The 12,050-nt window shown below is 44.9% G+C and carries 7 protein-coding genes; 4 read left to right on the top strand and 3 right to left on the bottom strand.

Annotated elements, in window-relative coordinates:
- Positions 1–59: 59 nt before the first annotated feature.
- Entirely contained in the window at positions 60–437 is a 378-nt protein-coding gene (locus B0E43_RS17860; protein ID WP_077352296.1) for a response regulator, read from the bottom strand.
- Positions 438–456: 19 nt separating this feature from the next.
- Complete coding sequence (locus B0E43_RS23195; protein ID WP_077352294.1) at positions 457–2,634, bottom strand: tetratricopeptide repeat protein; 2,178 nt, start codon at positions 2,632–2,634, stop codon at positions 457–459.
- Between the two features lie 116 nt (positions 2,635–2,750).
- Here B0E43_RS23195 and B0E43_RS17850 point away from each other — a divergent pair, with 116 nt between their 5' ends.
- From B0E43_RS17850 to B0E43_RS17835, 4 genes are all read left to right on the top strand, one after another.
- Entirely contained in the window at positions 2,751–3,029 is a 279-nt protein-coding gene (locus tag B0E43_RS17850; protein WP_077352292.1) for a hypothetical protein, read from the top strand.
- A 366-nt stretch (positions 3,030–3,395) separates the two neighbouring features.
- Positions 3,396–5,201, top strand: coding sequence for an FAD-dependent oxidoreductase (locus tag B0E43_RS17845; RefSeq protein WP_077352290.1), 1,806 nt, complete (start codon positions 3,396–3,398; stop codon positions 5,199–5,201).
- The gene (locus B0E43_RS17840) at positions 5,198–7,036 is read left to right on the top strand and encodes a 2-oxoacid:acceptor oxidoreductase subunit alpha (protein ID WP_077352288.1); all 1,839 of its coding nucleotides are present in this window, start codon (positions 5,198–5,200) and stop codon (positions 7,034–7,036) included. The genes B0E43_RS17845 and B0E43_RS17840 overlap by 4 nt, the downstream gene beginning before the upstream one ends.
- The gene (locus B0E43_RS17835) at positions 7,011–8,063 is read left to right on the top strand and encodes a 2-oxoacid:ferredoxin oxidoreductase subunit beta (protein WP_077352286.1); all 1,053 of its coding nucleotides are present in this window, start codon (positions 7,011–7,013) and stop codon (positions 8,061–8,063) included. Before B0E43_RS17840 ends, B0E43_RS17835 begins: the two co-directional genes overlap by 26 nt.
- 205 nt (positions 8,064–8,268) lie before the next feature.
- Here the strand turns inward: B0E43_RS17835 and B0E43_RS22825 are convergent, their stop codons facing one another.
- Complete coding sequence (locus B0E43_RS22825) at positions 8,269–12,048, bottom strand: ATP-binding protein (RefSeq protein WP_139352818.1); 3,780 nt, start codon at positions 12,046–12,048, stop codon at positions 8,269–8,271.
- Between the last annotated feature and the right edge of the window lie 2 nt (positions 12,049–12,050).

Raw genomic sequence — 12,050 nt, 5'->3', positions numbered from 1 at the left:
TTACTCTGTGGCTTTGCTTGGTGTAAATTTGGCTGGAGTAGGAGGGGTAATTTTTGGTATTAACTTCTCAAAATCTCACCTATTTCTTTTCTAAGGGATTCAAAATCTACTGGTTTGGTAAAAAATCCTTTCGCTCCGTAGCTCATGGCTTTTTGGTAGTTTTCCGAATCACCGTAAGCAGAGATCATACTGACCTGGAGCTGGGGAAAACGGTTTTTGATGATGCCGAGCATTTCCAGGCCGCTCATTCCCGGCATATTGATGTCGGAAAAAACACTGGCAACTAGAGGAGGGTTGTTGTTTTCAAGTATTTCCAGGGCCTCTTTTCCGGAATAAGCAAAAAGCAATTCAAGTCCTTCATTTCGGATCTCTTTTCTGAATTTTTGACGAAATAGATCTTCCACATCTCGTTCGTCATCGACAACAAGGATTTTCATAGGGTAAAAGTTAGGTTTTTTAAACTGGTAAAAAAATGGTGAAAGTGGTAAACTCTCCAGGCACCGAATTGACTTTTAATTCTCCTCCGTGAGCTTTTACTATGTCATAGCTCAATGATAATCCCAAGCCAGTGCCGTCACCGGTGGGCTTGGTCGTGAAAAAAGGCTGGAAAATTTTGTCAATGATCGAGTTGGGTATGCCGGATCCGTTGTCTGTTATTGTGACCTTTAGAAAGGGGTTTGAGTCCTTTTCAACCCGGCTGACAGTCACTTTAACCTGAGGTTTTAAATTTGGATTTTCTTTTCTAAAATCCGGATTAGCACATGCGTAAAATGCATTGTTAAACAGATTGAGTAAAACTCGGGAGATATCCTGCGGTACTAGCATTATTTTAGGGAGACCCGGCTCCATATCGGTGGTGAATTCTGCCGAAAAGGAATTGTCCTTGACACGAAAGCCATGAGAAGAAATACGCAGGCATTCGTTGATCAAAGGTTGGATATCAGTCGGTACTTTCTCTCCGGTACTTGATCTACTGTGTTCCAGCATGCCTTTCACTATGGCGTCCGCCCGCTTTCCGTGGTGGTGGATTTTCCCCAGGTTTACCTGAATATCCGAAAGGATTTCATCGATCAGCTGTTGATCTTGGGCAGTGGGATTTTTGACTCTTTCCTCCCGGATTTCCTGAATCATACCCGTGCTGAGTTCAGAAAAGTTGGTGACGAAGTTGAGCGGGTTTTGGATTTCATGGGCGATTCCAGCGGTCAATTCTCCAAGCGAAGCCATCTTTTCGGATTGGATGAGTTGGGATTGTGTGGATTTTAACTGTTTTAGGGTTGTTTCCAATTCACCGTTTTTGAAGGCGATTTCATGTGTTTTCTCCTGTAGCGAATGATAAGCTTTGTCGAGGTGTTTTTTGTTTCGGTATCCCAATAAAAGGATGATCAGGAAAGCAATTAGTCCCGCAAAAGCTGAGAATATGATCCATCGTTGTCGGAGACTGGCTTTTTCATACTCCAGTGTTTTTTTCGAAAATTCATATTCCGATTCCAAGGTTGCTGTGAGGCGCTGGGAATGTGAAGTGTTGATGCTATCGTTGTAAAATTTGAACTGCTGGAAACTGGTGAGCGCTTCTTTGTAATTTCCTTCGTCTTCAAAAATCTTGGCAAGTAATTCATGGGCATTGCGCATCTGCATGGGCTGGGCCATTTTTTCTGCTTGTGCCAGTCCTTCTTTTGCGAGATCTGAAGCCTGAATTAATTCCCCTTTTTTATAATTCAATTTAGCCAATCCAATCAGGGAGTGAGCATAAGGGACTCCATATCCGTTGTCTCGGGACATGGAGATAGATTGTTGATAGAGATCCTCAGCTATGGATACACTGTCTAGCGCCGAATAGATATCAGCCAAAGTTCGGGACGTCATTTCCACAAATTCCGGGCTGTTCAATTCAATGGCCGATTGGTGGGCGATTTTCAGGTTTTTTAAAGCCTCAGATGGATTGTTTTGCTTAAGTTCCACATCGCCGATGTTGTTGTAGGCGAGTATGATGCGGCCCTGATTGCCGATCTCTTGGTAAATGGCCAGCATTTCCCGATATTTTTCTTTTGCCTCCTCGAGTTTATCCTGCTCAAAATAAATAAGGGCCACATTGTTGAGGGCGGCAGCTTTGACATTGGCATCGTTTGTCTGATCCGCTCCCTTTATGGCCTCATAGAAATTGTTTAACGCTTCTGCATATTTCCCGAGGTTGTAGTTGACAAGGCCAATATTGTTCAAAATGCCTGGGACCAATTTTTGACCTGAAATGCCTTCAGCAATCTTAAGAGCCTCATTGTAGTAGGATAAGGAACCTTTGAAGTCACCCATGTTTTGAAGGGCATTCCCATAGATCTTTAAAGCTTCTGCTTCGCCTTTTTCATAATTGGCTTTCCGGCAAAGCTGCAGTTGCTTTTCCAGGAAGACAACTGCACTGTCTGGACTGCTCTCTGCGAAAACGAACCCAAGTTCATTGGCTTTGTTAAGATAGGTCGTGTCAGAGGCGAATCCAGGCACAGCTGAAAGCTTTTCCAATTCGGCCTGCAGGGTTTCCACAGATTGGGCATGCCCTGTCAGAAAAGTCAAGAGGTACAAGCAAGCCGCTAGAAATGAAACATTTCGTTTGTGACCCATCTGGTAGTTCAAATAATCTTGCATGACTTGACAGAAATAACTTTTCGTTATAATAGGGGTGAATCAGACCTAATTATAGAGCAATATAATTTGGATTAGGATGCAAAAAAATTATATTTAGCATATATAAATTGCATTTTATGTATTCTAACAACTCATTTCCCCTTCAGAGAGATAGCCCTGCAAGGATATTATTTCTCGCAGCAGCCATGATCCTGGCTTCCGGTCCGGATCCGGATGACGAGGACAATTCTCAGGATGACTCGTCTAGTGACGATGAAAATCAAAGTGAGGATGACCTCTCCGAAAGTCAAACCCGTGGAGGAGGCGATTCCTCTTCTTTTTCTGTAGATCCGGCTCGAACAGATTTTGTTGATCCAGCACGAACCGGTGCCGTTGATCCTGCCCGTACCGAATAAGAATTACCTCCATTCAAACTTAACTTCCCCCGCCTTCATCTGAAAGCGGGGTTTTGTTTTTTGTCCAGTTTTAGCTGGAGAGAATAATTGATTCTTTGGCTTTCTGACCCAAAGGCAAGAAAGCCTCAACTCATTTTTGAATACTGTCGAACCCTAATAGATAGGATTGGATTATCCATAGATTATAGGATTCCGGATCATAGGGCTACATCCATTTTTTGGCAATTCCTCAATTAGAAAAAGGGCGCTGAATTGTTGTCAAAAAATTCGTCAGTAGTCATAATTGCAGAATTATTTTTTATATTAATCACTCAGTGCCTTTATTAAATTTTGAGTTTTTTAAGATTATAGTAACCCAAAATAACCATGAAGCCTACCGATACCCGGGATCCGGAATACTACCACAAAGTGGTGGATTGCCAATACGCCTGTCCGGCCCATACCCCTGTTCCGGAATACATCCGATTAATTGCAGCCGAAAAATACACCGAGGCCTATATGGTCAACTGGGAATCCAATGTTTTTCCCGGAATCCTAGGCCGAACTTGTGACCGGCCCTGTGAGCCCGCCTGTCGCAGGGTAAGAGTGGAAGAAGAACCGGTAGCCATTTGTAGGCTCAAAAGAGTGGCTGCAGACCAAAAAGGCGAGGTGAAAAGTCTGATGCCGCAGGCACCTTTTCCCCAAAATGGAAAAAGGATTGCCCTGATCGGAGGAGGTCCAGCCTCCCTTACGGTCGCGCGGGATCTGGCACCACAGGGCTATGAAGTACATCTTTTCGATGAGCAGATTGCCGGTGGCGGGATGATGCGAAGTCAGATTCCCTCTTTTAGGCTTCCCGAGACAGTTCTGAATGAAGAGGTGAATTACATTTTGGATTTGGGGATTCACACCCAATTTTTAACCTATGTAAAAAGCCTGAAGGAAGTTATTTCCAAAGGATATGATGCTGTATTTGTAGGCACTGGAGCTCCCAGGGGCAAGGATCTACCCAAACTGCCAGGCAGAAAAGAAGGTGGGGCATTTATTCACATTGGGATCGAATGGCTTGCCAGTGTAGCCTTTGAGCATACGAAATCCATTCCAAAAAAAGTAATTGTTCTTGGCGGTGGAAATACCGCCATGGACTGTTGTAGGACGGCCAGAAGGTTGGGAGGCAAAGAAGTTAAAGTGGTGGTAAGGAGTCCTTTCTCAGAAATGAAAGCTTCCCCTTGGGAAAAAGAGGATGCCGCACATGAGGATATTCAGATTATTGACAATCATGTTCCCCTCAGTTTTGAGGTTGAAGGGAATCAGCTCATCGGGATGAAATTTCAAAAGGTTAGGGCGGTGTATGATGAAAAGGGAAAAAGACAGCTCATTCCTACAGACGAGCCTGATGTGTTTATTGAAGCGGATGAAGTCTTGATTGCCATTGGGCAGCAAAACAGTTTTCCATGGATAGAGCGGGATTTAGGATTGGAGTTTGATGAATGGGATATGCCAGTGGTAGATCGGAAAACATTCCAATCCACACTTCCAAATGTGTTTTTTGGTGGAGATGCAGCTTTCGGGCCTGAAAATGTCATCACCGCAGTGGCGCATGGACACCAGGCGGCTGTATCCATCCATCTGTTTTGCGAGGAGAAAGATCTTAATGACAGGCCCTCACCCTACACGAATCTGGTCAGCCAAAAGATGGGAATCCACGAATGGAGCTACGACAGTCAGATAGCGGCTGATCACCGCTTTGTGGTACCACAAGCCAAAAAATCCATCACGCTCAAAGACCGAAAAAAGGAAGTCGAATTGGGATTTGATGTCCCTATTGCCTTTAAAGAAGCTCAAAGATGTCTCAATTGTGATGTCCAGACGGTATTTTCTGAGGATCGATGCATAGAATGTGATGCCTGTATGGATGTGTGTCCGACCTCCTGTATCACATTTACACCAAATGAGTCGGAGGATCAGCTCAGGCAAAATTTATTGGTTCCTGCCGAAAACACCACGCAGGATCTACTTGTTTCAGACATCCTAAAAACCGGACGGGTCATGGTCAAGGACGAAGACGTTTGCCTGCACTGCGGGCTTTGTGCCGAAAGATGCCCAACCTCTGCCTGGGACATGCAAAAGTACTTTTACAGTGTCACCAAAGCTTATCAGGTTCCCGCCCCTCTTCCCTCTTTTAAAAAATGAAGAATCGAATCAATGATTTTATCGTCCGGTTTGCCAATGTGAACGGGACAGGATCTGCAAGTGCCAATTTCCTGTTTGCCAAGACCATATTCAGGATGGGAATCCCTGTAACTCCAAAAAATATTTTCCCTTCTAATATTCAGGGATTGCCGACATGGTATGAGGTCAGGGTGAGCGAAAAAGGATACTTGGGTCGTAGGGAAGGAATCGACTTGATGATCAGTGTCAATCCACAAAGTATGGCCAAGGATGTCCAGAGTGTGAAGGAGGGCGGATATTTTATCTACGACAGCACCAAAACCCTAAATCCTGAATATCAACGAGAGGACATTCAATACCTCGGTATTCCAATGATGGAGATGGCCACTCATGCTTTTGAAGATCCCAGAAAGAGGCAACTTTTGAAAAACATCATCTATGTCGGAGCCTTGGTCAGGTTACTGAGCATGGACGAATCCGTCATAAAAAATTTGATTTCCGAGCAGTTTGAAGGTAAAAAGGCTCTGATTGATGCCAACTTCCACGCCCTTAGTTTGGGAATGGATTATGTGGAAAGCCACTTCGAATATCCCTTGCCCTTCAGCCTTGAGAGCAGGGATTTATTAAAAGACAAAATCCTGGTGGATGGAAATACAGCCTGCGGGATAGGAGCAGTTTATGCCGGAGCCACTGTGATGGCCTGGTATCCTATCACCCCTTCCACTTCGGTGGCCGAAGCCTTCGAAAACTATTGCAAAACCCATCGAAAAGAGGAAAATGGTGAAAACAAATTCGCGATCATTCAGGCAGAAGATGAGCTGGCCGCCATGGGCATGGTAATCGGCGCTAATTGGAATGGAGCTAGGGCTTTTACTGCTACTTCGGGTCCGGGAATTTCCCTGATGAGCGAATTTCTGGGCTTGGCCTATTTTGCGGAAGTCCCTGCAGTGCTGATCGATGTGCAGCGGACAGGTCCAAGTACCGGAATGCCGACACGCACCCAGCAATCAGATCTCTTGGCAGCAGCATTTGCTTCTCATGGTGACACCAAACATATCCTGCTTTTTCCTTCATCTCCCAAAGAATGCTTTGATATGACTGCAGAAAGTTTTGATCTGGCGGAGCAGTTGCAGACTCCCGTTATTTTGATGACTGATCTGGACTTGGGGATGAATGATCACGTAAGCGAACCCTTTGAATGGGACAACAAACGAAAATTCAAGCGGGGCAAAGTCTTAACCGCCGCTGAACTGGAGGATATCGGGAAGTTTGGCAGGTACCTGGATTCGGATGGAGACGGGATTCCGTATCGGACTTATCCGGGGACTCACCCCACCAAAGGTTCGTTTTTTACCCGGGGTACTTCCAAGGATGAATATGCTGCCTATACTGAGGACGGCGGGGCTTATAAGAGAAATATGGACCGCTTAATTCACAAATGGGAAACAGCCAAAAAAATGGTTCCGGCGGCCGAAATTTCTTCTCCTTCTTCGGATTCTAGTGAATTGGGGATTTTGTATTTCGGAACTTCTACCTATTCTTCGGAAGAAGCAAAAGATCTACTTTTTGAAGAAGGAATTTCAGTCGATTCTATCCGGATCAAAGCTTTCCCGTTTGGGAAAGAAGTTGTCGGGTTTATTGAAGACCACTCAGCGGTTTTTGTGATCGAACAAAACAGGGACGCCCAGATGCGTAAGATGCTGATTATGGAATTGGACTGTAATCCCAAAAAATTGGTGTCCGTGCTCAACTACGACGGGATGCCTATCACAGCAGACTCGATTCGGCAGCAAATCAAACTTTATTTAAACCCAAAAAATCACTCAAGTCATGAGTTATCTGAAACCGCAGTTTAGTCATCCCAAGCTTCCCAAGAATAAATTGGGATATACGCTGAAGGAATACGAAGGGAGCTTATCTACACTTTGCGCCGGCTGTGGTCATGACAGCATCAGTGCGGCCATCGTGAGGGCCTGTTTCGAATTGTCCATTGAGCCTCATTTGGTGGCCAAGATTTCCGGGATAGGATGCTCTTCTAAGACACCCACCTATTTTTTGGGAAATTCCCATGGATTTAATTCGGTGCATGGTCGGATGCCTTCGGTAGCCACCGGTGCCAATATGGCAAACAAGGATCTGGTCTATTTTGGAGTATCGGGTGACGGAGATTCAGCCTCCATCGGTATGGGACAGTTTGTTCATGTGATTCGGAGAAATCTAAACATGGTCTATGTGGTGATGAACAACGGATGCTATGGCCTGACTAAGGGACAGGACTCGGCTACTGCAGACCAGGGATCCAAAAACAAATCCGGAAACATTAATCCTTTTCAGGCAATAGACTTGGCCAGCATGGCGATTGAGTTGGGTGCTACTTTTGTTGCTCAAAGCTTCAGCGGAGACAAGCAGCAGCTGATTCCTTTGCTCAAAGCCGCAATCAGACATCCGGGCTTCGCATTCTTGAACGTGATTTCACCCTGTGTCACTTTCAACAATAATCCCGGATCAACCAAATCCTATGACTATGTCAGAGAGCATATTGAGGCCACTTCGGCCAGAGATTTGGTTCCAGACAAGAATGAAATCAATGTCCAGTACAAGGCAGGAAAATCCGCCCAAGTGGAAATGCATGACGGTTCGGAAATCCAGTTGAATAAGCTGGATTTGGACTGGAATCCCGAGGATAGGATTTCTGCAGCAAATGCTTTGCAAAAAGCAAGAGCAAAAGAGGAGATTTTGACCGGATTGCTCTATGTCAATACAGAATGGAAGGATTTGCATGGAACCCTCAAAATCACATCTACTCCACTAAATAGACTGAAAGAGGGCGAATTGTGTCCCGGGAATAAAGTACTAGGCCAGATCAATGAGAGTTTTAGATAGGAAAAGAAGGAACTAGCCGGTGATTTTTATATAGAATCTAACACCCAGGCAAGAGAATTTCATTTCCTGTGGCAATGGTTTAGAAACTCCCGGATTGGGTGGTTTCAGGGAATTGGTCAAAGACCACTTTTTTCATTTGACCAACTATCCAAAAGCTTCTAAAACTTTTTGGCTCCTGCTATTTCAGTCCAGAATTCTGTGGATTTTAGCCATAGATGGGCAAAAAGATGATCATTTCTGTTCCTTCGCCTTCAATGCTTTTGACCCGAAGATCGCCCCCATGCGACTTGACGATGTCATAGCTAAGACTTAGTCCCAGACCGGTACCGCTTCCCGAGGGCTTGGTCGTGAAGAAAGGCTGGAAGATTTTGTCTTTGATTGACTTTGGGATTCCGCCGCCATTGTCTTTGATGCAAATCTCCACTCCCCCGATATCTCCATTTAAGTTGACAAGGCGGGATAAGACAGTCACTTTTGGTCTATAAGAAGAAGACCCGTTTTCAGAATGCGCATATTCTGTTACTTTTTGGGTGCTGGCAATACGGCTCCGCTCTGCACCGGTACTTCGACTCCGCTCTGCACAGGCATAAAAGGCGTTATTTATCAGATTCAAAATGACTCTGCCCACATCCTGAGCTACCACATTTACTAGAGGCAGATTTGGGTCTAATTCGGTCTCGAAGTCAGCGGTGAAACTTTTGTCTTTGGCCCTTAAGCCATGATAGCTTAGGCGCAAAAATTCATCTGCAAGAGCATTGATGTTGGTCGGTTTTTTCTCACTGGTACTTCCCCGACTATGCTCCAGCATCCCTTTTACGATGGAATCGGCCCGTTTTCCGTGGTGGTTGATCTTATTGAGATTTTCTTTGAGGTCATCTGATATCTCCATCACAGCTTCCATATTTCCGTTCTCCAGCTCTTCTTTCATTTCATCGATGAGTTCGCCACTCACTTCTGCGAAGTTGTTTACAAAATTCAGCGGGTTCTGAATCTCATGGGCGATTCCTGCGGTGAGTTCCCCGAGTGATGCCATTTTCTCTGAATGGATCAATTGAGACTGGGTAGACTTCAATTCGTCGATGGATTTTTTCAGCTGTTCGGTACGGTGACTGACTTTTTCCTCCAAAATGCGATTTTCCTTTTTCAGGTACTGCGATCTCACATAGACAATGGCATAAGTGACTCCGCCGAAAATTGAGGCGAATAAGAGATATGCCCACCAGGTTTGCCACCAAGGAGGCAAAATAACAAAGTCAAAAGATGCCGGCTCGCTCCAGACCCCATTGAATCCACGGGTGGCGACTTTGAATGAATACTCTCCCGGCAGCAGATTGTAATAAATTCTAGAGGAAGGTCTTGGACTGACAGGTGACCATTCCTCGTCCTCTCCCACGAGGATGTAGCGATAAGCAATATTATCCCTGCCTTGTGCGGTTTGGTTTACAAAGGAGAAATTGAATGAGTTTTGATTGTAGGGAAGTTTCAGACCGATCGGCAATCGGAATCCTGGGCTGATACTGTCCCACTGGATCTTGTTTTGCGCCAGGTAGCTGCTGTCATTAGGTAGGGTTTCTTTGGTCCAGCTCTCCGACAAATCACTTGTCCAAAGGGTATCTCCTTCCAGAAGCCGTGATTTGAAATAGTCCGGCTTAAGAAAAACGGGATTTTGATCCATAATATTCATGCCTTTGATATGCACCTTGGGAGCAAGGCTGTCTATCAAAGGATCCTGATGATTGACCACCAGAATCGGTGCGGCGCCCCACCAAACTTGGCCTGTAGTACTTACAAATGAGGTCGACTGGTTGTGATCGTTGTAGGGGAGGCCGGAGGACTTTCCGTAATTCGAAAAACGCCATAATTGATTTGGGGAGTTTTCATCCGGGCGCGTTACGACTATGATTCCGTTTTCGGAACCCACGTGAATTCTGCCTTTACTTTCGTTCATATCATAGAGCGAAGGGGGACTGATCCCCGATTTGGCCGAAACATGGGTAATGGTCTTTTCATTGGGTTCCAAAATTGAAAATCCCATATCTCCGCCGATGATGATTTCGCCTTTGGAAGTTTCAAAAAGCATGGAATTGTAATCTGTCATCAATCCAGTTTCTTTGTTCAATTTCCGCTGAGAATTCCCACTGGAATCAAACAAATGGACTCCTGTATCTGTACAAACCCAGATTTGTCCGTTGCGGTCCTTCTTTACGACAAATGCCATGTCTGAAGAAAGGCCGTTTGATTTTCCCAGTCGTTTGAAGCTGTTTTCTTTTGGGTCAAAAAGAAGCAACCCGGAACCTGAACCCATCCAAAGCTTTCCATCAGGAGTTTGCTCAGCGATAAATATGGTTGCTATTCCGGTCGTATTTCGCGTTTCATAAATCGTCGCTGTGTTTGATTTGAGATCAATGATGGAGAAACCTCTTGCCATTCCTACAAAAAACACATCGTCACCGATTTTATTGATTTGCCGGAAATCATTGACCAGTTGCCCTCCGGGAAATTGAAATAGATAAAGCCGTTCCTTTTCCGAATCATAGATATTGAGTCCTCGATAATTTCCCAGCCAAATTCTACCTTTTGAATCTTCATTGATTCCCCAGACATCATTGCTTTCGATACCATTTTCTACCGTGAAGTATTCTGAAAGTAGTCCATTCGGATTGGCAAGAAGAATACCTACTTTATCGGTTCCTATCCAAATGGTTCCGTCTTTGCCGACAAGTGAGGAGGAAGGAAAGTTGTTGTCCCTGGTAACTGCACGGGTGACCAGCTTTTTCATTAAGCCCTTTTCCTGATCAAAAATTCTGACTGTGTCCTCCGAAATAAGCCAAAGACGTTTATTTACATCTTGTAGCACATTTGCGGTACGCCCAAAGTATCCTTGCTCCGGGCCAAGCTGCTGAAAAGTTTGATTTTCCAGATTTACTGAAACGGCCCCGTTGGAAAATGCCGAGACCCACATATTGCCTTTGAGATCTTCTTTGAATTCATAGGCCGTTCGAACATTTAGTCCAATAGAATCTCCCATCAAGTGGATGGATTTTTGAAAGGGATCCATGATTCCGATTCCTTGACCCATACCAATCCATAGATTCCCTTCGTTGTCATTTTTCACCCCGAATAGGGCAGTAATGGGGATGTCATTGATTTTCATTTCCAGCTGGGAAATGCGCTTTTCTTCCAAATCCAAAAAGTAAAGTCCTCCGTTTACGCCCCAAAGTTTCCCCTGTGCATCGTAATCCATCCGGATGAATCCTTTGCCGGTCTGAAAATGCTCCACCAATCCTAAGGTGATATCGAGACGATAGACTCCTGTTACCAAGCCTGAAATAATTAACCTTCCATCGGGGTCAAAAAGTAATTTGGGTAGGATTTCAATTGCTCCTGTTTCTGACCTTCCAAAGAAATTGTAGGTCTGGAACTCCGAGCCATCGTATTTGGTCAAGCCTCTGTCAGTGGTGATCCACATGCTTCCATAAGGATCGGTGACCATGGCGTAAACCTTGTTGCCAAGCAATCCTTCAGTCTGTCCCAAGCGGATCATTGCTGAGGTACCTCCCTGCCAAACCGATGGAACTGAAGCTGCCGTGACGGTAGGTGCGGGCAACAAAAATTTTCTCACAGGAATAGGCTGGGAGGGAATGGTATCCAAGTCGAAAGGAATCGATTTGAGCTTATCCCAGTCGAATGAGGTAGTTTTGGCGGGAGCTTTTATCGGTCTGAATTCATTTGCAGAAAATGATTTGTAAGGCAGACTTTCCAGATTCAAGTTGACTTTGACTCCCTTGGGAACACTGTCTTGAGGAAAAATTTTCCAGGTGACAGGTTCTGGTTCCGGAAGTGAAAAAGGAACTGTTTTTGGGACTTCGTATCCGGAAGGGTTTTCCGGAAAGGCAACATCTGCCTTCTGTTGACATGAATAAATCCCGATGAAAAATACCAAGTAGAGGGTAAGCCTAAAGAATTTACCGGTCCATTGCACCATAA

Origin of the sequence: Algoriphagus sp. A40 (genome assembly GCF_002002735.1) — a bacterium.
Classification (GTDB): domain Bacteria; phylum Bacteroidota; class Bacteroidia; order Cytophagales; family Cyclobacteriaceae; genus Algoriphagus.
This window is presented reverse-complemented; position numbering and strand designations above follow the sequence as displayed.

Coding starts and splice junctions, on each gene's coding strand:
- B0E43_RS17860 (WP_077352296.1), bottom strand. CDS start 437: ATGAAAATCCTTGTTGTCGATGACGAACGAGATGTGGAAGATCTATTT.
- B0E43_RS23195 (WP_077352294.1), bottom strand. CDS start 2,634: ATGCAAGATTATTTGAACTACCAGATGGGTCACAAACGAAATGTTTCA.
- B0E43_RS17850 (WP_077352292.1), top strand. CDS start 2,751: ATGTATTCTAACAACTCATTTCCCCTTCAGAGAGATAGCCCTGCAAGG.
- B0E43_RS17845 (WP_077352290.1), top strand. CDS start 3,396: ATGAAGCCTACCGATACCCGGGATCCGGAATACTACCACAAAGTGGTG.
- B0E43_RS17840 (WP_077352288.1), top strand. CDS start 5,198: ATGAAGAATCGAATCAATGATTTTATCGTCCGGTTTGCCAATGTGAAC.
- B0E43_RS17835 (WP_077352286.1), top strand. CDS start 7,011: ATGAGTTATCTGAAACCGCAGTTTAGTCATCCCAAGCTTCCCAAGAAT.
- B0E43_RS22825 (WP_139352818.1), bottom strand. CDS start 12,048: ATGGTGCAATGGACCGGTAAATTCTTTAGGCTTACCCTCTACTTGGTA.